General features: G+C 52.5%; 21 protein-coding genes. 7 read left to right on the top strand and 14 right to left on the bottom strand.

The window, feature by feature from the left end; all coding sequences use genetic code 11:
- Positions 1-19 precede the first annotated feature (19 nt).
- Genes GQE98_RS16605 through GQE98_RS16585 form a run of 5 tightly spaced genes read right to left on the bottom strand, consistent with a single transcriptional unit; the run spans position 20 to position 6,692 of the window.
- Positions 20-2,257: an arylsulfatase gene (locus GQE98_RS16605; RefSeq protein WP_161316834.1), complete on the bottom strand. Its 2,238-nt coding sequence runs from the start codon at positions 2,255-2,257 to the stop codon at positions 20-22.
- A 60-nt stretch (positions 2,258-2,317) separates the two neighbouring features.
- Positions 2,318-3,493, bottom strand: a complete 1,176-nt coding sequence (locus tag GQE98_RS16600) for an acyl-CoA dehydrogenase family protein (protein WP_161316832.1) — start codon at positions 3,491-3,493, stop codon at positions 2,318-2,320.
- Between the two features lie 39 nt (positions 3,494-3,532).
- Entirely contained in the window at positions 3,533-4,627 is a 1,095-nt protein-coding gene (locus GQE98_RS16595) for an NAD(P)H-dependent flavin oxidoreductase (RefSeq protein WP_246157361.1), read from the bottom strand.
- A gap of 23 nt (positions 4,628-4,650) precedes the next feature.
- Positions 4,651-5,484: an IclR family transcriptional regulator gene (locus GQE98_RS16590; RefSeq protein ID WP_161316828.1), complete on the bottom strand. Its 834-nt coding sequence runs from the start codon at positions 5,482-5,484 to the stop codon at positions 4,651-4,653.
- Positions 5,481-6,692, bottom strand: coding sequence for a CaiB/BaiF CoA transferase family protein (locus GQE98_RS16585; RefSeq protein ID WP_161316826.1), 1,212 nt, complete (start codon positions 6,690-6,692; stop codon positions 5,481-5,483). Before GQE98_RS16585 ends, GQE98_RS16590 begins: the two co-directional genes overlap by 4 nt.
- Positions 6,693-6,796: 104 nt before the next feature.
- Between GQE98_RS16585 and GQE98_RS16580 the strand changes: the two genes are divergently transcribed.
- From GQE98_RS16580 to GQE98_RS16565, 4 genes are all read left to right on the top strand, one after another.
- Positions 6,797-8,041: an acyl-CoA dehydrogenase family protein gene (locus GQE98_RS16580; protein WP_161316825.1), complete on the top strand. Its 1,245-nt coding sequence runs from the start codon at positions 6,797-6,799 to the stop codon at positions 8,039-8,041.
- Between the two features lie 18 nt (positions 8,042-8,059).
- A complete protein-coding gene (locus GQE98_RS16575) occupies positions 8,060-9,961 on the top strand; it encodes a TRAP transporter fused permease subunit (RefSeq protein ID WP_161316823.1) in 1,902 nt (633 codons plus the stop codon).
- A gap of 38 nt (positions 9,962-9,999) precedes the next feature.
- On the top strand, positions 10,000-11,034 hold the full coding sequence (locus GQE98_RS16570) for a TAXI family TRAP transporter solute-binding subunit (protein WP_161316821.1): 1,035 nt from the start codon (positions 10,000-10,002) through the stop codon (positions 11,032-11,034).
- Positions 11,035-11,123: 89 nt separating this feature from the next.
- Complete coding sequence (locus GQE98_RS16565; protein WP_161316819.1) at positions 11,124-12,098, top strand: NADPH:quinone oxidoreductase family protein; 975 nt, start codon at positions 11,124-11,126, stop codon at positions 12,096-12,098.
- Positions 12,099-12,110: 12 nt separating this feature from the next.
- Here GQE98_RS16565 and GQE98_RS16560 read toward each other — a convergent pair whose 3' ends face one another.
- The gene (locus GQE98_RS16560) at positions 12,111-13,778 is read right to left on the bottom strand and encodes a flavin-containing monooxygenase (protein WP_161316818.1); all 1,668 of its coding nucleotides are present in this window, start codon (positions 13,776-13,778) and stop codon (positions 12,111-12,113) included.
- A 206-nt stretch (positions 13,779-13,984) separates the two neighbouring features.
- On the opposite strand from GQE98_RS16560, the gene GQE98_RS16555 reads away from it, so the two are divergent.
- Complete coding sequence (locus tag GQE98_RS16555; RefSeq protein ID WP_161316816.1) at positions 13,985-14,686, top strand: transglutaminase-like domain-containing protein; 702 nt, start codon at positions 13,985-13,987, stop codon at positions 14,684-14,686.
- Between the two features lie 25 nt (positions 14,687-14,711).
- A complete protein-coding gene (locus GQE98_RS16550; protein ID WP_161316815.1) occupies positions 14,712-15,521 on the top strand; it encodes an enoyl-CoA hydratase/isomerase family protein in 810 nt (269 codons plus the stop codon).
- A gap of 11 nt (positions 15,522-15,532) precedes the next feature.
- Here GQE98_RS16550 and GQE98_RS16545 read toward each other — a convergent pair whose 3' ends face one another.
- Entirely contained in the window at positions 15,533-16,294 is a 762-nt protein-coding gene (locus GQE98_RS16545) for a glucose 1-dehydrogenase (protein ID WP_161316814.1), read from the bottom strand.
- A gap of 131 nt (positions 16,295-16,425) precedes the next feature.
- On the opposite strand from GQE98_RS16545, the gene GQE98_RS18505 reads away from it, so the two are divergent.
- Entirely contained in the window at positions 16,426-17,778 is a 1,353-nt protein-coding gene (locus GQE98_RS18505) for a TetR family transcriptional regulator (protein ID WP_161316813.1), read from the top strand.
- A 1-nt stretch (position 17,779) separates the two neighbouring features.
- On the opposite strand, the gene GQE98_RS16535 is transcribed toward GQE98_RS18505, so the two are convergent.
- From GQE98_RS16535 to GQE98_RS16505, 7 genes are all read right to left on the bottom strand, one after another.
- A complete protein-coding gene (locus GQE98_RS16535) occupies positions 17,780-18,358 on the bottom strand; it encodes a methyltransferase domain-containing protein (RefSeq protein ID WP_161316812.1) in 579 nt (192 codons plus the stop codon).
- A 144-nt stretch (positions 18,359-18,502) separates the two neighbouring features.
- Positions 18,503-20,191, bottom strand: a complete 1,689-nt coding sequence (locus GQE98_RS16530) for an N-acyl-D-amino-acid deacylase family protein (RefSeq protein WP_161316811.1) — start codon at positions 20,189-20,191, stop codon at positions 18,503-18,505.
- A gap of 73 nt (positions 20,192-20,264) precedes the next feature.
- Positions 20,265-21,320: an acyl-CoA dehydrogenase family protein gene (locus GQE98_RS16525; protein ID WP_161316810.1), complete on the bottom strand. Its 1,056-nt coding sequence runs from the start codon at positions 21,318-21,320 to the stop codon at positions 20,265-20,267.
- Complete coding sequence (locus GQE98_RS16520; RefSeq protein ID WP_161316809.1) at positions 21,317-22,468, bottom strand: acyl-CoA dehydrogenase family protein; 1,152 nt, start codon at positions 22,466-22,468, stop codon at positions 21,317-21,319. Before GQE98_RS16520 ends, GQE98_RS16525 begins: the two co-directional genes overlap by 4 nt.
- Before the next feature lie 98 nt (positions 22,469-22,566).
- On the bottom strand, positions 22,567-24,105 hold the full coding sequence (locus GQE98_RS16515; RefSeq protein ID WP_161316808.1) for a DHA2 family efflux MFS transporter permease subunit: 1,539 nt from the start codon (positions 24,103-24,105) through the stop codon (positions 22,567-22,569).
- A complete protein-coding gene (locus GQE98_RS16510; RefSeq protein ID WP_161316806.1) occupies positions 24,102-25,313 on the bottom strand; it encodes an HlyD family secretion protein in 1,212 nt (403 codons plus the stop codon). Before GQE98_RS16510 ends, GQE98_RS16515 begins: the two co-directional genes overlap by 4 nt.
- A complete protein-coding gene (locus GQE98_RS16505; RefSeq protein ID WP_161316804.1) occupies positions 25,306-25,788 on the bottom strand; it encodes a MarR family winged helix-turn-helix transcriptional regulator in 483 nt (160 codons plus the stop codon). The genes GQE98_RS16510 and GQE98_RS16505 overlap by 8 nt, the downstream gene beginning before the upstream one ends.
- Positions 25,789-25,837 lie beyond the last annotated feature (49 nt).

Below are 25,837 nucleotides of genomic sequence, written 5' to 3'. Positions count from 1 at the left end.
TGGTTCGAGGTGGCGCAGGTTATTCCCGCGCCATCTCCGCCTTGCCGACCCCTTCACCGTCGAGGGTCTGCGTCCCCATATGGACCGTCACCTTGCGGAGGAATCCTTCAAATTCGAAGGGGGAGGCATAATCACCAACCGGATTGCCACGATCCCGCCCGATATCAAGGCCGGACCATGAAATCAGCATGAAGAAGCCGAGATGGCTTTCGACAGAGCCTGCATCCTCTCCATCGATGGTGAGGGTATAGCGGCTCCGGCCCATGCCGGTGCCCATGCGCGGCTTTTCTTCCTTTGTCAGTCGATCAACCCGGAGGCCGAGCAAGCGGCGGCCTGGCGTAACTTTCCGGTCCGATGTGACAATCACATGCTCCCCGCCGATGTTGAGGTCATGCACCAGATGGCCGTCCTTCATATAGAGGCTATAGCCAGAGGTAGTGTCGCCATGGGCGATCAGGACGCCGCTAGTATTCTCGCTATCTATATCGGCTTCCGCCTCGATCCGGTAGTCGCGGCTGCGAAGGTCTGGCGCGACATCGGAGGGGATATGGCCGACTCCCCGGTGGAAAATCGCGATATTCCGGTCCCCTTGGAGACGCTCGGCATTTTCCGCAAATCGGGGGGCAAACCGGTCATCCAGCGGCAGAACCTGATTGTTCTTCGCCTGCTCCCACCAGCTTTCGATCATTTTTTCCAGCCGCTCAGGATGTTCCGATGCCAGGTCCCGGCTTTCGGAGAAATCCTCATCGAGGTTATAGAGTTCCCACTGATCATTCTCGAACGGTGTTCCCATGGGGTGGAAGGCAGCCGCTTTCCAGCCGTCCTGCCAAATTCCACGATGACCGAACATTTCGAAATATTGCGGTTTGTCGCGGGACGGAGCGTCCGGATTAAACAGGCTCTCCTTGAAGCTCTGTCCCTCGATCGGCTGTTGTTCGATCCCGTTTACTTCCTTTGGTGGTTCGATATTTAGAAGCTCGAGTAAGGTCGGCACCACATCGGAGCAATGGGCAAACTGATGGCGCAGCTCTCCGCGGGCGGGAATGCCCTTGGGCCAACTGATAATCAGCGGGTCCCGAATGCCACCGCCATGGGTGTTCTGCTTGTAGCGTTTCAGCGGCGTATTCGCCGCCATGGCCCAACCATGCGGGAAGTTTGTATGGGTATCCGGGCCACCGATATCCTCGATCCGGGCGAGTTTTTCCGCCATCGGCTCAGGTCGCAGGTTGAACGGGCCCATGGCGTTGATCAGGCCATTTCGGCCGCCTTCCTGGCTGGCGCCATTATCGGACAGCACCAGAATAAGGGTGTTGTCCATTTGACCGCTTTCTTCGAGGAAGTCGATCAGTCGCGTGATATGCCGATCGGTATGATCCAGCATTCCGGCATAAGCGGATTGTAGACGGGTGTAGAGGCGATGTTCATCCGGCCCGAACTCATCCCAGGCCTTAACCCCGTCATTGCGGGGTGGCATCTGGGTATTTTCCGGCACGATGCCAAGTTCTTTCTGCCGGGAGAGACGGCGCTCACGCTCCTTGTCCCAGCCACCTTCGAACATTGAATCGTAGCTTTTGATTATGTCCTTCGGAGCCTGATGGGGGGCATGACAGGCCCCGAAGGCGCACCAGAGAAGCCAGGGGGTCTTCTCCGCACCCGCCTGATGTTCGGCGAGCATGCGGATGGACTGATCCACAAGATCCTCTGTCAGGTGATAGCCGCTTTCATAGGTGCCCGGTATATCAATATGGGTGTTATCCCGCACCAGTTCCGGGGCGTACTGATCTGTTTCGGCATCGAGAAATCCGTAAAAGCGATCGAAACCGCGACTAAGCGGCCAGCCATCAAATGGACCTGTCGGTCCGCTTTCATGGAGCGGATTTACATGCCATTTTCCGATCATATAGTTGCGATAGCCATTCGGGCGTAGCATTTCGGCGAGCGTACCGGCCGTCTTCGCGATCTTGCCGCGATAGCCGGGATATCCACTGTCAAAATTGGCAAGACATCCGACACCGACGGAGTGATGGTTCCGTCCGGTCAGCAACGCTGCCCGCGTTGTCGAGCACATGGCCGTTGTGTGAAAGCCCGTATATCGCACTCCTTTTTCGGCGATTTTGTCAATGGTCGGCGTTTTAATGGGGGAGCCATAACAACCAAAATCTGAGAAACCGACATCATCGAAAAGAACCACAAGAATGTTCGGAGCGCCTTCCGGTGCTTTGGGTGGCTCTGGCCAAAAAGGCTTATATTCTTCCATATTACTCTCCCTCACGCTTTGCGCGTTGTTTGTTATGATCAACTGCTCAGGCAGTTGCGATCACAGCCGTACCGTGCCCGTCTTGCCGATCCTGTCAAAGGTTTTGCGGGCGATGTTGAGCTGATGAATCTGGCTGGTCCCTTCATAGAGGCGGAACAGCCGGACATCGCGGTAGAAACGTTCGATATTGCTGTAGTCGGCTACATAGCCAGAACCGCCAAATATCTGCACCGCTCGGTCGGCAATTCGTCCGCACATCTCGGTCGCGAAATATTTGCACATGGAGGCTTCCAACGTGATGTCTTCCCCTTCATCGCGCTTGCGGGCGGTGTCCAGGATCAGAGACCGCGCAGCGGCAATATCCACATGGCTGTCGGCGATCATCGCCTGGATCAACTGAAAATCCCCGATCGGATGGCCAAACTGTTTTCTTTCCTGGGAATATTTAGCCGCATCGTCGAGCATTCGCATGGCCGGACCGGTGCTGAGGGCGGAGAGATGAATACGCTGCTTATTGAGCGCCTTCATTGCCGTTTTGAAGCCGACACCTTCTTCACCGCCGAGCAGACGATCTGGGGTTATTTCGCAATTGTCAAAATGGATTTCGGAGACTGGAGAGCCGGATTGCCCCATCATCTTGTAGGCCGGACCGACTGTAAGACCGGGGGTATCCTTATCCACCAGAAAGGCGCTGATGCCGCGATGGCTGTCGTCATCCGGGTCAGTGCGGGCGAATACCGTAAAGAGATCGGAGATCGGTGCGTTTGTAATAAAGGCCTTGGAGCCATTCATCACATAATGGTTGCCCTTCTTGATCGCCGTCGTAGTGAGGGCGGTTGCCTGTGATCCAGCCTCCTTTTCAGTGAGGGCGAAGCAGCCGACAATCTCACCGGAGGCCAGCTTGGGAAGATATTTGCGTTTTTGCTCTTCGGTGCCATCCACGATAAGGGATTCGCTGCCGATCCCGGTGTTGGAGCCAACCCGCGCGCGATAGGCGACGGAACAATATGACAGCTCAAACGACATCAGGACCAGTTCCTCCGTTGTCAGACCGAGCCCGCCATATTCCTCCGGGATAGCCCAGGCAAAATAACCCCTTGACTGCATATCATCGACAAGATCCTGCGGCACCTCGTTAAGATCGGCAACCCTATCCTCATTCGGGATGGCGACTTTTTCGACCCACTCACGCACTTCGAGGCGCTGTTTTTCCAGTTCTTCTTTATCTCGAATCATATGCTTTTCTCTTTAGAATAGGGGGTTAGGCAGGGTTGGTTAGCTGGCCAGAAGGTTTCGCATGTTGGATAGGGCTGCGTCACTCTCCGATACCAGCCGTTGCATGATTTCCTCCACGGTCATGAGCTCATTGAACCAGGCGATACTTTGGCCGGTCGCTTCATAGATCAGTGGCTCGATCTCATGCTCATTGATCCCGGCGATGATGTCCGCCGTCAGAACTTGCTGATAAGGCATTTTAAGGGGCTTGGGTGCATCCGGCTGATCCCACTCGTCCGTCCAGGCAGACTTGATCAGGCGACAGGACTTCCCGCTGTGGCTGAGCGAGATGGTGGTGTCCAGACTATCTGCTTTCAACAGCTTGTTCAGGAGCGCATCGCAAAGCGCATGCTCCTTTGAGGCTAGCCAGGCGGTGCCGAGCCAGACCCCTTGCGCGCCAAGCCCGAAGGAGGCGGCGATATGCCGACCATGGCCGACACCTCCAGCCGCCAAAACAGGAATATCACCGGCAACATCAACGACCTGCGGGACAAGAGAGAAAGTCCCGATAGGGCCTGTATGACCGCCCGCGTCGTAACCTTGGGCCACAATCACATCAACGCCCGCCGCCTTCGCTTTTTCTGCGTGACGTGGTGCCCCGACGAGGGAGAAGGTGATCTTGCCGTAATCCTTCGCCCGCTTGATCATCTCCGCGGGCATGCCAACGGCGGAGGCGAAGCTGTGTGCCTCGGATTCAAGCGTCGCGGCGAGCTGTTCCTCGAATAGCTGTTGGGAGCGGATTTGTGAGGAAAAAAAGGTCGGTTTTGTAGCCTTGGGGACGTTATATTTCTCCGTCAGCTCTTTGACGAATTGCTTGTGTTCTTCCGGCAGATTGGATTTTGTGCCGTCACGATCGGTATCATCGCCGACAGTCGAGGGCAGCATCAGGTCAATGCCGAACGGACGATCCCCCAGTTCGCTTTTCATGATGCGGGCGACTTCCGCAATTTCATCGGGCATGCTGCGGGCGGCGCCAAAAACAGGGTATCCGCCCGCTTTCCCCAATGCCACCATGACGTCAATATCATGCGCCAGACCAAAAATTGGATAGCGAATGCCCATTTTCTCGCATATCGGTGACGTTAAGCTCATCATTCTTTCCTTTTTATTTTTTTGTATCAGGTCCCGAATATGTTGAACTGACGAAGATTCTCCGCGACAGCCGCGAGACGCGGTGCCAGATCACTTTCTATTTCATCTTTTCGTGCCCGATAGGTAGGGATGCCGCATGAAAGTGTAACGACAAGTCCGTCTGACGTGCGCCCGACAGGTGCCGACATGGCATAGATAGTTTCCCGCCATTCGCCGTAGGAAGTGCAAAAACCGTGTTCCCGGCAGGTTTCGATTGCAGCATCTATTCTCTCTTGGCAGCGTTCGAGAGCACCCGGATAAGCGCTTTCCACCTCTATATATTTTTCCGCGCGTTCCTCTTTCGACAGGAGAGACAACAAGGACCGGCCCGTTGCGGAATCTGCGACCGGAACGGTCATGCCCATTTCCGGAACATGGGGGAAGTTGGTGATATCACCAACGGTCTGAATGTAGACCGCATCGGCCCCGTTGAAAACGGCGAGCGAGACGTTACCTTTTGAAATATCGGCATAATCCTGCATCAGGCTGACCGCCTGACGTCTCCATTTCATGTGGGACAACATGGGGTAAGACAGAGCGAGCAGGCCCGGGGCGAGTTTAAACCCGCCTTGCGGATCTCGCCGCAGATAACGCAATGCAATCAAAGTCTTGCAAAGTCGGGATACGGTCGCCTTGTTAACGCCAATTCGCGCAGCAATCTGTGCATTGGTGAGGGTTTCCGACCCGTCCAGAAAGCAGGCTAGGATATCCAGACCGCGAATAAGGGTGGTTGAAAGTGAACTGTCCCCATCGATCATTTCATCCACAGAGATATGGCGTCTTTCGACACGATCAATAAGGTTGGTATGCTCACTTCTCATATAATGCCTCTTTCACGGTAGTTATCGATTTCTTCTTTGCTGAGCCCGAGTAGTTTTTCAAAAACGGCGTCGTTATCGGCACCAAGATCCTTTGCGGTCCATTTAACCTTCCCCGGATTCTGAACGAACTTGGGCACAACATTCTGTAGGCGGACGGAACCGAAATCATCATCCGGAACGGATGTTATTGCCTCACGCGCTTGATACTGCGGGTCGTTAAAAATTTGCTCAACAGAGTAAATCGGTGCAATCGTTCCCTTTGCCTTGTCAAAGGCTTCTACCACTTCATCAAGGGTATGTGTGGCAATAAAATTGCCGAATATCTTGTCCAGCTCCGCTGCATTCTCTACGCGAAGGTTGTTTGTTGTAAACCGCGGATCATCCGGCAGATCCGGTCGGCCGACGGCGGTAGCATTCCCTCGGAACGTTGTGTTTGTACTGCCGGCGAGAGATACGTATTTCTTATCACTTGTCAGGTACACATCTGACGGCGCGGAGTACTGGTTCTTATTGCCGCTGCGTTCACGCACGACACCAAGCTGATCATACTCGATCGCCAGGAAATCGAGAAGGCGGAATGTTGCTTCGGTCAGGGAAAGATCGATCTCTTCACCCTTGGCGTTCTCGTCACTCCGGACCTTGTGGACCGCCGCAAGGATGGACATGGCACCGAATACCCCGCCAAAGGCATCTGAAATAGGATAACCGGTATGAACGGGCGGGCGGTCAGCGTCGCCCGTGATATGTGTCAATCCTCCCATTGCTTCAAATATGCGGGCGAAGCCGGGCTTGCCGATATACGGGCCCGTTTGGCCAAACGCCGTTGTCCGCAGAACCACTAGTTTCGGGTTTGCCTTCCACAGGGTTTCAATGTCGAGGCCCCAGCGGTCAAGGGTGCCGGGTTTGAAGTTTTCGATCAGAACATCAAATTCCGGCAGCATCTTCAGGAGAAGCTCCGCACCCTCCTTTTTCCTAAGATCGAGCGTGCCAAACTGTTTGCCACGGTTCGCCGCCTTCCACCAAAGTGATTTGCCATCCTTGAACGGGGGAAAGCCGCGCATGCCGTCGCCAATACCGGGCAATTCAAGTTTAACGACATCCGCGCCCATATCAGCAAGCAATGTACCGGCGAAAGGAGCAGCGATAATTGTCGCAATATCAAGAATACGCAATCCGGTAAGTGGGCCGGTTGAATTATTGTCTGTCATGTATGTTTCCGACTTTTGTTTTTATTTTTGGAGCTATTGACATCATTTGTTACTATATATAAAACAAAACCGTCAAACATAAAAATAAATAAAACACAGGGAACATGGATTTTAACTTAAGCCCGGAAGCCGATGAAATCAGGCTGCGTGCGGAGGGTTTTTTTTCGCAGGAAATCCTGCCGCGCCATCGAGAATGGATTCAGACTGTTTGCCATGAACGCAAGCCTGCGCCCTTTATTGAAGAATTGCAGGGCAAGGCGAAAGAGCAGGGGCTTTGGAACCTTGCCTTGCCACAACTTGCCGATGATGAGCCCGGGACGAGGCTGACGAATCTTGAGTTCGCGCCGATAGCTGAAATTCTGGGACGACTGCCCTGGGGTTCCATGATCTTCAATTGCCATGCACCGGAAGTGCCCAACATGGCGATGCTTCAAGCGCTCGCCACGCCGGAGCAGAAGGAAAAATGGCTCCGTCCGTTACTTAATTCCGAAACCCGATCCTCCTTTGCCATGACAGAGCCTGATGTCGCCTCATCAGATGCGACGAATATCGCAACCACAATTCATGAAGAAGGGGACGAACTGGTTCTGAACGGTCGCAAATGGTTTGCAACAGGCGGCGCGCATCCTGACTGTTCTTTTCTCATCGTAATGGGAATTTCAGATCCCGACGGAGGACGGACCGGGCAGCATAGTATGGTGATTGTTCCGATGGGAACGCCGGGGCTGACTTTGGTCCGTGAGTTGCGTTTCATGGGATGGGAAGATTTCGTCGCGCCTATCGGTGAGTTTGAATTGAAAAATGTCCGTGTTCCGAAATCCAACTTACTGGGTGAAAAAGGGCAGGGGTTCAAGGGGGCGCAGGTTAGATTGGGTCCTGCGCGTATTCACCACGCCATGCGATGCATCGGTATGGCGGAGATGGTGCTCGCTCAAATGGTGGCACGGGCCCATGAGCGGCGAACATTTGGACGCCCGATTGTTGAGTATGATACCGTTCAGAAATGGATTGCCGAGGCGCGCATCGATATCGATCTTAATCGCTTGTTTATCCACAAAGCGGCGTGGCTGCTCGATACCAGTCCGGACAGAAACACTTGGCGCATTGTCTCGCAGGTCAAAGTATCTGTGCCGCGCATGCTTCAAAAAGTAACAGATCGCGCTGTTCAGCTTTTTGGGGCTATGGGGGGGACAGACGACACGTTAATCCATCATGCTCATTCTTATGCCCGCTGGTTTCGCATCGGTGACGGCCCGGATGAGGTGCATCTGAGACAGATTTTCAAGACTGAGCCGGTTCCGGAATGGAAAATTGCCGACTGCCCCTACGTTGCCCCGGGCGGTTTTTAGGAAAAGAGGAGAGTATTCGTGAGCTTAAGTTTCAAATCCCTCGTTTCCTGGGCCGTCGCTTTGATTGGTGTCGTGCTCGCTTTACAGGCAATTTATGTCGCAATTTCAGGTGGATGGGACATTACATATGGTCGATCATGGATACTTTGCGGCGCTGTGCTTATTGCCTTGTTGGGCAATCCTCTAGCTGAAAGGGCGAAGCACAGCACGGGGGCGATGAGCCGACTTCCGGCCTGGCTCCTCTGGGGGATAGATCTGATCCTGATTGCCGTCTTCATTTACGGTACGATGAAATTCATTGATATACAGATCCTCATCGAAGAAACCATATTCGAGTATGAATCGATAGATATCTGGGCCGCTTTTGCGGCCGTTATTGTGCTGTTGGAGGCAACACGCCGTCTATTCGGCCTGCCAATCGTCATCATTGCGTCGCTCGGTATTCTATATTGCCTTTATGGCCAGTATCTGCCGGGATTCCTTAATCATTCCGGCTTCAGCCTTAACCGGTCCATGCAGACGATCTGGTATAGCTTCCAGGGAGTCTATGGCCTGCCGATGGGAGTTGTCCTTCAGGTGGTACTGATCTTCGTGGTCTTCGGGGTTATCCTGGAGAGCACGGGCGCGAGTGATGCGCTCATTCGCGCGTCCGTCGCTCTAACCGGAAAAACGCGGGGCGGGCCCGCCCATTCCGCTGTTTTTGCCAGTGCCATATTCGGCAGTATGTCAGGTAGTGTGACCGCGAATGTGGTCGGTACCGGATCCTTTACTATTCCCATGATCAAACGCCGCGGATTTTCGGCGCCTATGGCGGGTGGTATTGAGGCGGCAGCGTCGACCGGGGGCCAAATCGTACCCCCCGTAATGGGCGCAGCAGCGTTTTTGATGGCGGACCTCACCGGGCTTTCCTATACAACAATCTGTATTGCTGCCCTTATTCCTGCATTGTTCTATTATGGATCCCTGTTTGCCGCGATCACCATTCAGGCCGGTGCGGATGGCATTCAACCTTTGCCTGAATCCGAGCGGCCGCCATTGAACAGCAAAGACCTGCTGGCTTGTCTGATGTTTATCATACCAATTGGCATCATCGTCTTTGTCTTGGTGATGGGGCGATCTCCGGCACTTGCTGGGTTCTGGGCGATTGTTGCCGCCGTCATCTTGGGTACTTTCAACAAGAAAAACAGGGAAAACCCCTCAATTGTCTGGATCGCGTTGGTTAAAGCGGGGAGGTCCTGCGCGTGGATTATCGTGGCCGTTGGTTGTATTGGGGTCATAATTGGCGTTTTGAATCTGACCGGGCTTGGTATTTCTTTTGCTTCCGTAGTTGCGGAGTTCAGTGAATTTTCATTGATGGCGGCCTTGCTAACAACTGCGCTTGCAGCGCTGGTCCTTGGGATGGGTATGCCAACTTTACCCGCTTACCTGATTATTATCCTGGTCCTTGGGCCAGTCATGCAAAGAATGGGCGCAGAACTTCTGGCGGCGCATATGTTCGTCTTCTATTTCGGCGTTCTGTCCGCCATAACGCCGCCGGTGGCCATTGGGGCGTTTGCAGCGGCGCCCATCGCGAACGCCCATCCATTTACAACGGCCGTCTACGCAGTGCGGCTGGCACTGGTTGGTTTCATTATCCCATTTATCTTCATTTATGAGCCATCGTTACTACTGGTTGGCACATTCGATCTGATGAGCTTTGTAAGGGTTGCCGTATGCCTGGCCTTTGCGATCTGGCTCATAAATACGGCGTTGATTGGGTATGAACGACAAGAGCTTGCAATGCCGGAGCGAGTATTGCGAGGGCTTGCGGGCGCCGGATTGCTCATCCAGATACCATCAGTGCAGATAGTCTTTCTGGTGATCGGCTTGTCGTTGATCACTTTCGGAACTCTCAGGTCTCGTCGTAAATTACAAAGCTAGGAAGTGTTACCGTTTATCTAAAAAAAAGGGAGAGAATAATGAAAAGAAGAAGCTTGCTTAAATCAGTGGGGGGAGCCGCACTCGGTCTCGTGGCGACACTATCGATTTCACAAACCGCTAGCGCGGCGGAGTCGTTTAAAATGGCATCACTCGGTGCCGCAAACTCGACAACGACATTCTCCATTGCGGCAATTGAAATCCTGAAAAAGGCTCATGACTATAAAATCCAGCTTCAAACTGGTGCACCGGCGACACGTCAGGCTGTTGACGCTGCGAAGAAAGATCTTGATCTGTTCGTAACGGCTGTATCGATCAACCATTTTATGAAAACAGGCACGAGAATGTATGCCAAAATGGCAGATTCGAAAGAGCTTTTCAGCGAGCTTCGTGGCCTCCTGAACTATCCGATCGGGCCATATCATGCGGTTGTCTGGGCTGATTCCGATATTAAATCTTTCGCAGATTTAAAGGGAAAACGCGTCTTTACCGGCCCTCCTTCCGGTGCAGCACGGACTGTTTCCCAGCAGATTATTAAAGGCTCAACCGGCTATGAACCGAAAAAAGATTATGAGGCCATCAATCTAGACTTTAACTCTGCATTACAGGCTTTTCAGGATAGGCAAGTAGACGCGTATTTCGTTCCAACTTCCGTTCCAAGCCCGCAGATGGCTCAACTCTCGACCATCGCCCCTATCCGGATCCTCGGCATTCCTGACTCAGCGCTCGAATCCGATGAGATGAAAGCTGCTTCAAGCTTGCCGGGTCGTGAGTTCATCATGCTGCCGAAGGGTTTGTATGAAAACCTCGTCAATGAAACGGACGTGCGCGTCTTGAATTCATTGGTTGGTCTTGGCACAAACAAATGGATGAGCGAAGAGGATGCTTATAACATTACCAAGGCAATTCTCACCCATAATGCAGAATTGGCACAGGCCGCAGCCTGGATGAAGGTTATTACCCCTGAAAATGCCTTAAGCCAGATGAATATGCCGCTGCATATTGGAGCGTATAAGTACTACAAAGAAATCGGCATCGATGTTCCGGAAGATATCATTCCGCCGGAAGCAAAGTAAGTTTCTCCCATGAATTGTGCCGCTCCCAAGTGCAGCGGCACAATTCGTGCCTTTCCGCTAGCAGGCAGTTGAAGAAAGAAAAGAAATAAATGCGTGCCCTTATCTGCTCAAAACATGACGGACCGTCTTCACTCCGGGTTGCGGAAATGGATAGGCCGGTTGCCAGCAATGGCGAAGTATTAATTCAGGTAATTGCCGCAGGGATCAGTTTCGTCGATGTCCTGATGAGCAGAAACAAACACCAGAACAAGCATGAACCTCCCTTTTCCACAGGTATGGAAGTGGTTGGTACGGTTGCGGCTCTCGGGCCGGAAGTGACAGGTTTCAGTGTCGGGGACAGGGTTGCCGCGCTGATCTATGACGGGGGGCATGCGGAGTATGTCTGTGCAAAATCATTCGAAGTATTCTCCCTACCGGAAGGATGCGATCCTGTACAGGCGGCGGCCGTTCTGTCGGTTGCCCTCACCTCTGAGCTGGCATTGGTCGAGAAGGGTCAGATAAAGCCAGGGGAAACAGTGTTGATTTCGGGTGCAGCCGGCGGTGTGGGCCTTACCGGTGTGCAACTTGCTAAGTATCATGGCGCCAAAGTGATTGCCGCCGTGAGCGATACCGCGAAAGCCGATGCCACGCGGGCAGCGGGCGCAGATGCAGCAATTATTTATGGTCCGGATTTGCGCGATCGCGTGAAAGAGGCAAATGAGGGACGGGACGTGGATATTGTCCTTGATCCGGTCGGCGGTGATTTTGCGGAAACCGCAGCGCATTGCCTTGACTGGGACGGACGTTACCTGATTATTGGTTTCGCGGGCGGTGGAATTCCAGCTTTCGCCGCCAACCGGCTTTTGGTCAAGAACCGCTCCGTTCATGGAATGGTACTTGGTTACTATCGCTGGCACAAACCAGAGCGGCTCGCTATTGCGGCGAAAGTTGTAATGGATGCCGTTGCAAAAGGTGCCCTTAAAGTGCCGGCGCAACCGCTTGATGATCTGGCGGCGGTTCCCGGCGCGCTCGAACAGATCGAAAATCGGTCGATGATCGGAAAGGCCGTCGTAAAGCTGTCCTAGATCGAGCCTGTTTCATGCCGTCGACTGGAGCGGTTTTTCCTGCGGATCCGCTGGTTCACCTTCAAATTCGATGCCTCCATAGCCTGAAGCCGCCACGGTCCGCAGACGGGCCATATATTTAGGCGCGCCGCCGTTATAGACGAGATGGCGGATATGGCCGGCCTCATGGCCCTCTACATTAGAGTTGTAGCCGGTAAACCAGGATTTGGCTTTACGCATCAGCATAATTTTATACATTTCCACAACTTCAGCAGTCCATTCCTGCTCAGCCATTTTTGTCGGTTCAGCGCGGATATAATCATGGTCCCGCATATACGCCAGCAAATCCATCAACCAGTTAACGCCGCATTCAATTCCGCGCGGATAGTTGGTTGAGGCTGAGCCACTTTGCGGACCGTTCGGCATGAGCAGGTTTGGATATCCATGTATCATCATCCCGAGGAATGTAGCGGGCGCTTCAAACCACTTATCCTTTAGTTTATCCCCGCCAACCCCACGAATATCGATATGATCGAAGGCACCGCTCATCGCGTCAAACCCTGTGGAGTAGATGATGACATCCAGGTCATAGTCATGAGCTGCGGTGCGCAATCCGCTTTCAGTAACCCTCTGAAGAGGGTCTTCCTGAATATCAACCAGATGGACGTTTTCCTTATTATAGGCTTCGAAATAATTGGTTTCCAGGGGGACACGTTGAACACCGAAACCATGGTCCTTCGGAATTAGCTTGTCTGCCGTGTCAGGGTCTTTCACCCGCTGACGTATGCGGTCCGCGATATAATCGGAAAATTCCGCATTGGCTTTCTCGTCCATGAAAATTTCCCGGAAATTGGAAAGCCAAATTCCGAAACCAGGCTCATCATAAAGTTTGTCCCATAGCGCCAATCGTTCCTCGCGGGATACTTCATAGAAGGAACGGCGGTCTGGACGATGGACGAACCCGCCCGGGGACTGGTTGCAGGCTTCGAAAATATCATCATATCGAGTGCGGATATCTGTCATTTCGGCTTCTGATATTTCGCTGTTGTTCAAGGGTGCGCTCCAGTTGGGGCGCCGTTGGAAAACGTAAAGCTCTTCCACCTCCTCGGCGATGACCGGAATAATCTGGATGGCGGTGGCACCGGTGCCGATAATGCCGACTTTCTTGCCCGTCAGGTCTATCCCGTCATGTGGCCAGTAATAGGTGTGAAAGGATGCGCCCTTGAAATCATCCATTCCGTCCAGTTTCGGCAAGGTGGACTGGGAGAGTAGGCCAATTGCCATAATCACGAACCGGCAGGTAAGTGTACGGCCGTCGTTCACCCGAAGTTGCCAGATATTACTATTCTCCACAAAATGCGCGGCTTCAACCTTGCAATTGAACTGCATATGGTCGCGCAAACTAAACTTGTCCGCTACAAAGTTGAGATATCGTAAGTTTTCAGGCTGACTTGAAAAACGCTCCCTCCAGTGCCATTCGTCCAGCACTTCTTTTGAAAAGGAATAGCCGTAAGTATAACTCTCTGAATCAAAGCGGGCACCGGGATATCGATTATTATACCAGGTCCCGCCAAGGTCACCACTTGCTTCCAGGACGGTTGCCTTGATGCCCATATCAATGAGGCGCTTGATTTGATATATCCCGGCAACTCCTGCGCCGATTACAATGACTTCGTAATCCGTTTTAGGGCTGTGGACCATGTTTTGCTCCTGGTCTTGTTTATTATTCTTTAGCCGGATCGTAAATTAACGATAAGCAATTTCTTATATTAAAGAGTAATAAATCACTTGTCGCAATGAACTTTTTGCGTGCAAAGGAGAGGGAGCGGTTTATTGACAGTAACTTTCTGAGGAAGTAATCAACTAATGTGGAGTTTGCTAAGTTCTGCCGCCAAAAAGGATAAATAATGAAGGCACAACATAATAACTTTCCATCTGAAGCGAGAGAGTTTCTCCAGTCGGAGGCATTTGTTGATAGTGATTCACCTGAGGTTCAGGACTTCGTTACGGCAGCGCTGAAAGGGTTGAAAATTACGGCCTCAGATACAGTGAAAACTATTCGCCTGTTCGAGGCTGTACGAGATGGTTTGCGCTATGATCCTTATCAAATATCCTTGGAGCCTGATGCCTATCGGGCCAGTTCAATTGCAAAAGAGGCGTCAGGATACTGTGTGCCGAAGGCAATCTTGTTGACCGCCTGTCTGCGCGCTGCAGGTATCCCGGCCGCTCTCGGTTTTGCGGATGTGCGAAACCACCTCAACACACCCAAACTGACTGAATTAATGGGGACGGACCTTTTCATCTATCACGGCTATGTCCAGGTCTGGTTGGGGGAGAAGAGCTATAAGATTACCCCAGCGTTTAATATGGAGCTGTGCAAGCGCTTTGGTGTGAAGCCGCTTCATTTTGATGGTAAGTCAGATGCTCTTTTCCATGAATTTAATCAGGACGATCAGCGTCATATGGAATATGTGAATGATCGGGGAGTCTTTCGGGATGCCCCGATTGACCAATTTCTCCGTGACTTCCGCAAGATATACCCCAATATGGTTGCCCATATCGAAACCGGGAAAAGTCCAAATGCAAAGGATGCTTTCACTGTAAAATAACAATAATTATCAGGGAGATATCGAGATGGCTGACCGTTATGCGGCTTACGACAAACTAAAATTTGACTATCCCGCACCACGCGTGCTCAGGATTACGTTCAATCGACCCGAAACTTTTAACTCTGTCGATGCTGAAACCCATACCCAGATCACGGATGTCTGGCGGGAAGTCGATCGTGATCCGGATATCAATTCGGTCATCGTAACAGGCGCGGGGAAGGCGTTTTCTGCCGGTGGTGATTTCGAGATGATCGAGAATATGACCGGTAACATGGACGCGATCATGCGTACCTGGAAGGAAGCGAAAGATCTCGTTTATAACATCATCAACTGTAACAAGCCGATTATTTCCGCCATCAATGGTCCGGCGGCAGGGGCGGGACTTGTCGTCGGTATCCTGGCCGATATCTCTGTTGCGGGAAAATCGGCGAAAATTGTCGACGGCCATCCGCGCCTTGGCGTTGCTGCGGGGGATGTCGCCGCAATAATCTGGCCGCTTCTCTGTGGCATGGCAAAGTCGAAATATTATCTTTTGACCTGTAAAGCGGTCAGCGGGGAAGAAGCTGACCGGATTGGGCTCGTCTCTATGTGTGTGGAGGATGACGAGTTACAGGAAACAGCGCTCAATATCGCGACGGACCTTGCCAACGGCTCGCAAGCCTCCATTCGCTGGACCAAGTATACTCTCAACAACTGGTTGCGGCAGGCCGGCCCGATTTTCGATGCGTCAACAGCCTTTGAGATGCTGGGCTTTATGAGCGAGGATGTGAAAGAGGGCGTCGCTTCTCACCGTGAGAAACGTGCGCCCAACTTCCGAAAAGATTGTCCGATATAAACACCGGTGAGTTAGCCATGCATGGTCAGGCCACCTGAGACGGAGATCGTCTGACCGGTTATGAATCCTGCATCGTCCGATGCGAGGAAACAGACGATCCCCGGAAAGTCAGATGGGTCGGCGAGGCGGCGCATGGGTATCGCTCGCTTAAGCCCTTCGGCAATCTTCGCGCCTTTTTCGCCGACGGCAACAGCGTCAAAAAGCGGTGTGTCCGTCGGCCCGGGGCAGACGACATTGACTTGGATGCCGTCACGCGCGAGCTCGCGGGCAACAGTCTTGCTAAAGGAAATGATGCCCCCTTTGCAAGCGGAGTAGACGGCCTCTCCTGAGGAGCCAACCCGCCCCGCGTCAGAACTGATGTTGATAATACGCCCGCCGCCATTTTTTACCATGCCCGGAAGAACGGCGTGATGCATGTGTAGTGGACCATAAAGATTAATATCGATGACCTTTTTCCAAAAATTCACGTCTGAATCCAGAAAGGTTTCCATCCTGTCCCAGCCCGCATTATTGACTAGGATATCCACCGGCCCATTTTTCTCCACCGACGCAACAGCATTGTCAATTTGGGCACGATCAGTGATATCCACCTGATAGGATGTGCCCCTGCCACCAACCGCCTCAATCATTTGGACTGTTTCATCGGCATCGCTGCGATCCAGGTCGAAAATTGCGACGTCTGCTCCTTCCTCCGCAAATCGAAGGGCAACTTGCCGACCAATGCCGCTCGCGCCACCGGTCAAGATGACGCGTTTTCCAGAAAGTCCCCGCATTTTTTGCATCTCCTAGTTACATGATGATTTACTTATCATTCTTGGTTGCTTTTCGCTTCGCAGCGAAATAACGTTATTATACTGGTCAATAGACTGTCCAGTTATCTCGTATAATGAGGAACAATTGATCCGTGAACGTATTATGGGAAGGTGGGTGCGGACCTAAGCGTATTCGTCGGAAATCATTCGAGACGCGTAAAGCTATTCTCGACGCCGCAGCCCGGCTATTTTGTGAGAACGGGTATGTCGGTACGACGCTCAAGGAGATAGCGACCGCTGCGGGGATTGAGCCGGCAAGCCTCTATTACTATTTTGCCTCCAAGGAAGATTTGCTCGACGATGTATTCGATATCGGCTGTCGGCAGATTACTGATGCTGTATCAACTGTGTATCAGGAATGTGAGGCGAGTGGTGCCAGTTTCAAGGAAACATTCACGGGCATGGTTCGCGAGCATTTGGACCAGATCCTCGGCGGCAGTGACTTTACAGCGGCCATCATGCGAAACTTTTCCATACTGTCGCCGGAAGCGCGGGCGCGTCAACGGCGTAGCTTTAAGATTTATGGAGATCTCTGGACCAACGCATTCAAAAATGCGCAACAAAAAGGTGAAATCAGGCCGGATATTAGTGCTATCACCCTGAAACAACTGATAGTCGGGGCGTTGAACTGGACGGCGGTGTGGTTCGATCGGGATAGTTTTTCAATTTGTGAATATACTGATAGCACTGTTAGTTTGCTTCTCGATGGATTGCTCAGCCCAGATAACCTTTGGGATGGGCGTGAACCCGCGGCGATAACGATTGAGCCAATGTCCCCCAAGATTGCGGGACGCTCAAAAGCAGCCCAAACTCGACTTCATATCCTGCTTTCCACTACACGGGCACTGCAGAAGAAGGGCTATGACGGCGTGACCTTGCGCTACATTGCCGAAGTGGCAGGAATCGAGGCGGGAAGCATCTATTATCATTTTTCTTCAAAAGAGGAAATTATTGACGATGTCTTGTCGCGTGGATTGAACGAAATTGCAGAAGGTGTGATTTATATTCTTGAGAATGAAATAGATTATCCTGATTATACAAGCCGGATCGCTGCTGCTATCCGTACCCATATGCTCTATCTTTTTGTCCGCAATGATTTCATTGCCCTGAATATCCGTATCTTTGGTCAACTTCCGCTGGATATTAGGGAGAAACATCGGCCGGTACGCCAGCAATATGCCGCCGCCTGGAACCAAATCCTGAAACAGGCTCAGGCAAGTGGTGAGATTCGCAATGAATTAAATATATTTCAGATGCAGCAGCTTTTATTGGGAGCGTTGAACTGGAGTGTCAATTGGTATCACCCGGACTTGGACAAAGCAGAAGAGTCGAAGTCACTGGATGATCTGATTAAGAAGATATTGGTGGTTTTTCTGGATGGTATAGCAACAGAAAAGCAGGAAATAGTGAGCCAGGGCATTAAGACATCATTACAGCCTGATTGATTTAATGTTGTAAATCATCGTTCCTTGGATAACTGTATTTCCAGACACTCGCAGGGGGCAGGTTCCGGAAAATTATGGCGGCGCGCTCGCCCTTGACCCCGAACCGGTTCGCCAACAGTGGTGAAATTGGTGCCTTCGCCGAGTAGGTATATTGGATCAGAAGACCTTGATGGCCCAGCATGGCGAAAATCTGTTCCAAAATAGTGATTTTATCCACCGCCTTTAAATTGAGCAGTGGAAGGCTCGAAATGACAATATCGAATGTGGCATCAGCATTAGGCTGGATTGATGTGGCGATCGCACGGGCATCACCATTTACGACCCGGATATCTGGAAATTTACCCGTGAGGTAGGCCGCTAGCTTGTCGTCACGCTCCAGCAAGCACAGCTGCTCGCGCGAGGCACCTTCGGCCAGCAATGCTTCCGTGATGGCGCCGGTGCCGGGCCCTATTTCCAGTATCCTCTTTCCTGATGGGTTTGCCGCTGTCGCCATGGCCCGCGCCAGCGATTGGCCGCTTGGGAAAACAGCCCCCATTTGTCTTGGGTTGCGTAACAGGGCCAGAATAAAAGATTGATACACTGAACCGGGCCTTCCATCGATCAGGTAGATTTTAACGCACTAGCTAGACCTATATAATAGATACCGTAGATTAGACCATAAAGTCCACACTAGGGAAAGAAGTCTGTTTATACATTTTCTGACAACCTTAAATTGATATTACCTTTATGCAGCAGAGCCATTTCTGAGAAGCCTGCCGGGAAGTATATTCGCATCACCGACTTTTTCATTGTTTTCTATCAGCATTTCACCATTGACAATCACGGCGTGAATTCCGCTCGCAGGGGATACTAGACGGTCGGCACCCGTCGGCAAATCATGGACGCGCTCAAGCTGACCTGCCGCAATTGTCTTGGGATTGAATATCACCACATCCGCCTTAGCGCTCTCCGCTAGGATACCGCGGTCTTTTATGCCGAATAGTTCTGCCGGCTTTTGGGTCAGCATATGGATTGCCTGTTCTAGTTCAAGCGTGCCCTTGTCGCGGACCCAGTAGCCCAGTAAATGAGTCGAATAGCAGGCATCGCAAAGTTGACTCGCATGTGCCCCCGCATCGGAAAGGCCGAGGATGAGATTGTCATCCTGCAGAAGCTCGGCGACTTCGTCCTCATCATAGTTGACAATAGGGAAACGGAAACGGGCAACAAAATTTGTCTCTAGTGACAGGTCGAGAGCGAAATCGATAGGATCCTTGCCATGGCTTTCGGCAATCTCCCGAAGCGGACGCTCTTCCCATTCTGGGTTGCCGGGCGCCATGGAAATAACGCAGCGGTCAATCCAGCCGGCAACAGCATTGCGCGCGTTGACCGCCGTATCTTCCCGGAAGGCGGCGCGAAATGCGGGATCGCGATAGATTGCCTTGCGGCCTTCGCTGTCGGCTTCCATAATCTGTTTGAATAACGGGCGCATTTCGAAAGGGAAGGGCTCGTTAAACTCAAAATCGAAATTGATCGGACGGCAGGCGACCTGTGGATGGATTTTTACCCCCTCGGCACGGAGCTTGCGCGTCGTCTCCTGATGACGGCGATGCGAGCCGGGGCCGGACATGCCGGACAGGAGCGCCGTCCAGGTGACCGGAATATCATGCTTTTGCGAAAGTAACGCGAGCTGGTCATGAAATAGTGTCGGGCCAACTGTTGCCTGTACGATTTTTGCACCGCCGAGGCGCGCTGCCGCAACCAAGTTATCCATCTCGATCATGTCGGCAAGACGGCTCGGTACCGGTTTGCCGCCAAATCCATGATGGGTCGTTGCCTGAGATGTGGAAAAACCGATAGCGCCGGCCTCCATGGCTTCACGGACGATTTCGGCCATATTTGAAATTTCATCATCAATGGCGGTACGCTCCATCGCATCATCGCCCATTACGTATGTTCGGATAGGGGTATGGCCAGCAAGAACTGCCAGGTTGATCGCGCTCCCACGAGCCTCAATTGCGTCCATATACTCGGCAAAAGTCTCGAAGGGCCAATCGCTACCAAGACCTTCCGCGAGCGCGTCATAGGACATGCCCTCTACTTTCTCGAGAGTTCTCATGATACTGACGCGGTGCTCGGGCCGGGTAGGGGCTACGCCAAAACCGCAGTTGCCGATCACGGCTGTCGTCACACCGTGCCAGGGCGAAATGGAGAGCATCCGATCCCAGATCACCTGCGCATCATAATGGGTGTGAATGTCCACAAAACCGGGAGAAATAACAAGGCCGGTTGCATCGATTTCGCGTGACGCATCCCCCTCAACTTTCCCGACCGAGACGATCCGGCCATCTTTAATGCCGACATCACCGATATAACCGGGTGAGCCGGTGCCATCTATGATGGTACCGTTTGTAATTTTCAGATCGAGTGACATCATTTTTCTCCCTATTGCGGCAGGGCATCTTCTGTGCCCTTTACCGCTCATTCGCCGCGTATCTGTAGCTTTCTTCTTATGTCGGTCGGGTTGTCAGCCACGGCCAGAGGTCATCGGCCTCTAGTGCCAGAATGCGACCTCCAATCCAGTCCGCCCAATAGCTGTCTGACCCGAATTCATCCCGCCAAGACCATAGGCGCCGAGTACGGAAATGCAGGTCATGCTCATAGGTGAAGCCAATTGCCCCATGGATCTGGTGGGCATGGGACGTGACAATGCCCGCCGCCTCGCTGATCCGGGTCTTGGCGGCAGCTATTTCAAAGGTACTGTCGACATTGCCTTCATGTGCGAGGTCGGCTGCCTGAAACGCTCCTAGAGCCGCTGCGCCAGAAGCGGCGGCATGGCCCGCCATTTCCGCCATATTCTGCTGAATTGCCTGAAACTTTCCAAGGGGGCGACCAAATTGCACCCGATCATTGGCATACTGTACGCTTGCTTCCAGAATCCATTCAATGGCCCCCGCCATTTGTGAGGCCCGCATCATTGCTCCAAGAGCAAAGACGGAATGAGCGGTCATCCCTGAGGGAAGACTGCCGCTGGCAATGGCCGTTGCACCATTGAATTCCAGGGTATCACGCGGTTCCGAAGCGATGCTCTGGTTTTCGGTGAGTGAAAAATCTCCGGCCTTGATAAGCGCGATTCCTTCGTCCGTGACCACTGCAATATGGTCCGCCTTGCGTCCCCAGGGAACACGCGTTGCTGTTCCTGTGACGGCGCCGTCATGCAGATTTATCGTCTCACTGTCTCGGACGGGGGCAAAGACGGTAATCCCGTCGGGCGGTGTAATCCCCGCGCTTGCAAGGAGGTAATTCGAAATAATTTGTTCCACAACAGGAAGCGGTACCGCATGACGCCCGACTGCGCGGGCGATCACTTCTGCATCCGCGAACTGGCCGCTTACCCCGCCCATATTCTCTGGTACAAGGACATGCAACAGACCGTTTTCGGTAATTGCCTGCAACAAGGCATCCGGGAAGACAGCCGCTTCCGCCTGTTCTTTCAATTTCTTTGTGACCTGATCAGAGAATAACTTCTCGACCGTATCGGCCATGATTTGACGGAGTTCATTCATCGTAGGCCGAGCCCCCTTGCAATAATTCCTCGCAAAATTTCCCGAGTGCCGCCCCGAAGGGAGAAGGAAACAGCGGCTTGTGTGATGTAGGCGCGAACCTGCTCGAAATCAGTTGCGGCGGTCATGCTGGCCTCAGTTCGGGCAAAGCGATGCGCAATTTCCGGCATATCCTGTTCGTAGATGGCGCCAAGATCCTTGACGACCGACGCTTCCAGTGCCGGATTGGCGTGACTTTCAAGTTTTCCCGCAACAGAAATGGACATCCGCCGCAGCGTTGCGAGATGCGCAATCAGGCGCCCGATCTGTTCCTGTGCGCGCTTGCTCGGATCCAGTTTTGCTTCGCGGATCATCTCAATCAAGAGCTGGATGGAGGACATGTAACGTTCCGGCCCAGAGCGTTCAAACGCAAGTTCCGCCGTCACCTGTTGCCAACCATCACCTTCTGCGCCAATCCGATCACTTTCAGGGACGAAGAAGTCTTCAAAAACCACCATATTAAAATGTTTCTCGCCGGCGATATTCAGGATGGGGTCGATGGTAAGCCCTTTAGTTTGTTTAAGATTAATCAGGAATTGGCTCATCCCGGCGTGCCGATTGTCAGAGGGAGGGCTTGTCCGGACCAGTGCGATCATCCAGTCGCAATGATGTGCGCCCGTTGTCCATACCTTGGTACCATTAATGACATATCCGCCGTCGACTTTGTCCGCCTTGGTGCGGATCGAGGCAAGATCGGACCCGCTGTCTGGTTCACTCATACCAATGCAGAAGAATGATTCCCCCTTGATGATACCCGGAAGAATACGTTGGCATTGCTCTTCTGTCCCGAAGCGAAGGATGGTGGGGCCACTCTGCCGGTCGGCGATCCAGTGACTGCCAACCGGGGCACCATATGCGAGAAGTTCTTCCAGCAGGGCATAGCGTTCAAAGAAGGAGCGCTCTGCACCACCATATTTTTTCGGCCAGGTTAACCCAATCCAGCCCTTTTCTCCCATTTTTCGGGAGAAATCGGGATCGAGACCCGCCCAGGAACGAGATCTCAACACAGCCGGATAATCCGCGAGCTCTGTTTTCAGGAAATCACGCACTTCCTGCCGTAGCGCTTCCGCTTCTGGCGGCAGGCTATACGGATCGAAATTAAAATACTGCATAGGGAGTCATTTTTCCTTTTAATCGATAGCCGTTTTTATGACTATTTTCTTGTTTTTGATTTCGCCATTGTGGTTATTATCGGCGATCGTGGCAATGACTATTCTGCCATGGCCGGTTCGTTGGAGTGCTTTTTAACTGGTTTTTTTAAGAGTAGCAATAATGGCGCTGCCGCAAGCATCACCCACATCATAAGTGTGAAATCGTTAAGGAAAGCTATTGTTGCTGCCTGACGGGTTACTTCGCTATTTAATGCGGTGAGCCCAGATGTCACATGCCAGTTCCAGACGTTTGGTAGCATGGCGGTATCCATCGCATCTCGAAAAGGCGTCATGAGATCGGCCATGCCGGCGTGATTGAGCTGGGTATTGCGGCTCAGCATCGTAAAGACAATAGAGATTCCGATGCTGCTGCCGATATTGCGCATCAGACTGAACATTGCCGTTCCATCATTTCGATAATGCGGGGCGAGCGTCGAGAAGGACTGGGTACTCAATGGGATAAATATAAAGCCAAGGCCAACACCTTGGGAAATGCCTGTCCAGACAAGGGTCGCGATGGATACCTCGGTAGTGAATGAGGACATTTCCCAGAGAGAGTAGGCAGTGAGGCTGATGCCAAATAAGATCAGCAGGCGACTATCGACTTTCCCGACCAGACGGCCAACAAATATCATCGCGATCATGGTGCCGATGCCACGGGGAGCCAGCACATATCCGGTTACCAGAACCGGAAAGCCCATAAGATTTTGTAGAAAAGGCGGCAACAACGCCATTGTCGCGAGTAGAATAACACCGACCAGGAAAATCAGGAGAAGACCGACGGCAAAATTGCGATCCTTGAATAGGCCCGGTTCGATAAAGGGCATTTTGGCGGTGAACATATGGACCAGGAACATATAAAAGCAAAGCCCGGCAACGACAGCCTCGATAATTATTTCGTTTGAGGCAAACCAGTCCTGGGATTCACCGCGATCGAGCATCATTTGCAACGCGCCGATAGCCAGACTCAGCAACGCAAAGCCAAAATAGTCAAAATTGCGTGTCCGGTTCCGGACCGTTTCAGGTACGAAAGCTAAAATGCCCAGTAAGGCCAGAATCCCAAAGGGCAGATTGATATAGAAAACCCAACGCCAGTTATATGTTTCGGTAAGATATCCGCCAAGCGTCGGGCCAAGGATCGGGCCGACCATTACCCCCATGCCCCACATGGCCATGGCCGAGCCATGCTTCTCCGTCGGATAGGTATCGAGCAGCACGGCCTGTGACAACGGGACGAGCCCCGCCCCGAAAACGCCTTGCAACAACCGGAAGAGAACGATTTCGTTAAGTGAGGTCGCCGCGCCGCATAACATAGACATAAGGGTAAAGCCGATCACCATCGTGACAAACAGCCGTTTTCTGCCAAGGCGGGAGGCAAGAAAACCAGTAGGTGGCGTCATGATCGCTGCGGCAACAATGTAGGACGTCAACACCCAGGATATCTGGTCTTGTGTTGCTGACATGGCGCCTTGCATATGGGGGAGGGCAACATTGGCAATGGTCATGTCCAGCGCTTGCATTATTGTTGCCAGCATAATGGAGACAGTGATCAGGCCGCGCTCAAGAGGGGTAGTGCTCGTAGTGGCTCTGGCTGTCATTTGAGGGAGGCGGCCTCATCGGCCTTGGCAGCGGTTGTTTCTCCTAGCCATCTGAGTGCAGTCTTGATGATTTCGGGCGTTGGACGGATTTGCTCGGTGTCTATCTCAACGGTTGTACTCATGCCGGAGCGGAGCGGAGGATCGTTTTCCTTAGGCATGACCTTAATTCGAACAGGAATTCTCTGGACGACCTTTACCCAGTTACCGGTCGCATTCTGCGGTGGGATTACAGAAAATTCCGCACCGGTAGCTTGGGCGACGCTCTCTACCGTTCCCTGCCATTCCAGATCCGGGTAAGTGTCCACATGGATTATCACTTTCTGATCCGCCATGACATGGGTGAGGTCGGTTTCCTTGAAGTTGGCTTCAATCCAGATATTGCTGTCGGCGACCAGGCTCATAACCGGACTGCTGAATGCGCCATTGCCAATAACTTGTTGCCCGATTTGCGGCGTGTTGCTGGCGATCCCGTCAAACGGAGCGCGCACAATTGTCCGCTCCAGGTTAAGAGCCGCACGTTCCTGTGCCGCCAGGGCCGACTGATAAAGCGCATGCTCTTCAATAGGGATATCCGGATTACCGCCAAGCTGTGCACTAATTTGCGCCAGTTGCTGATTAATGACGAATATCTGCTGCTCCGCAATATCGAGATCATGGCGGGTTGCGTCGAGTTTACTGCGGGAGACAGCACTGGTCGCGATCAGTTTTTCCTGTCGTTCATACTCTTTCTTTGCAAAGGTGATGTTGGTGCGGGCGAGGGTAAGTTCTCCAAGTTTCTGTCGGTACGTCGCCTTGAGGCTGGCAATTTTGTCTTGGGCATTGGCAATCCCGGCTTTCGCCTCAGCCATCGCGATTCTATAGGGGTGATCATTAATTTGGAACAGTATATCGCCCTTGGTGACGCGCTGGTTCTCCTTGATTGAAACCGCGGAAATAAGTCCAGAAACCTCAGCCGCAACCATTACCTTGTCGGCCTTCACATAGGCATTATCTGTTTCAACAAACCGGCCACCTGTAAAATAGATATATCCCCCGACGAGAATCACGACGAGCGGGCCGAGGAGGAGGAGGAAGCTTCGCATCCAGCGGTGTTGACGCCTTGATTTCTTCGGTGATGTCGATGTGATGCTCAGATCGGTAGGGACCTCTGTATTTTCCTGAGCGGATTTAGCTGGATGATCGGAGGCTTCAGGCACGCTTTTAGTCATTTCCGTTTATTTCCGTTTCTTCAACATCTTCTTCGCATAGGCGGTCTTCAGCGGACAGTAAGCTCTGTTTTGCCTGCTGAAGCGCCTTAATCAAATTATCCCGCGCATCTCCTGAAAGCTCAGCCATCGCATCTTCATGGGTCTCCGCCGCTAGTTCCCACATTTGATCCAGCAATGGTTGGACATGGGGCGTGAGGTAAAGCCGGATCGCACGCCTGTCGTCCGGATCTGGGCGGCGCGTGACAAGTCCTGCTTCCTCCAACCGATCAATAAGGCGGGCGAGTGTGATTGGCTGGATTTCAAGCGACTCCGCCAATGTGACCTGTTTGACCCCTTCCTGACGTGAAAGAAAGGCCAGGGCACGCCACTGGGCCAGTGAAAGCCCCAAGCCTTGCGCCCGCCGATTGAAATTTCGCCGCATCAATCGAGAGACGTCATTTACCAGAAAGCCGAGGCTTTCCTCTGGGAGTTTCATTTGCCGGCTCCTTTTTCTGAGGCATACATATAATAAGTAATACTTAGTA

Origin of the sequence: Sneathiella litorea, from assembly GCF_009882915.1 — a bacterium.
Lineage (GTDB): Bacteria > Pseudomonadota > Alphaproteobacteria > Sneathiellales > Sneathiellaceae > Sneathiella > Sneathiella litorea.
Note: the sequence above shows the minus strand (reverse complement) of the source record. Positions and strands in the feature narration are given on the sequence as shown.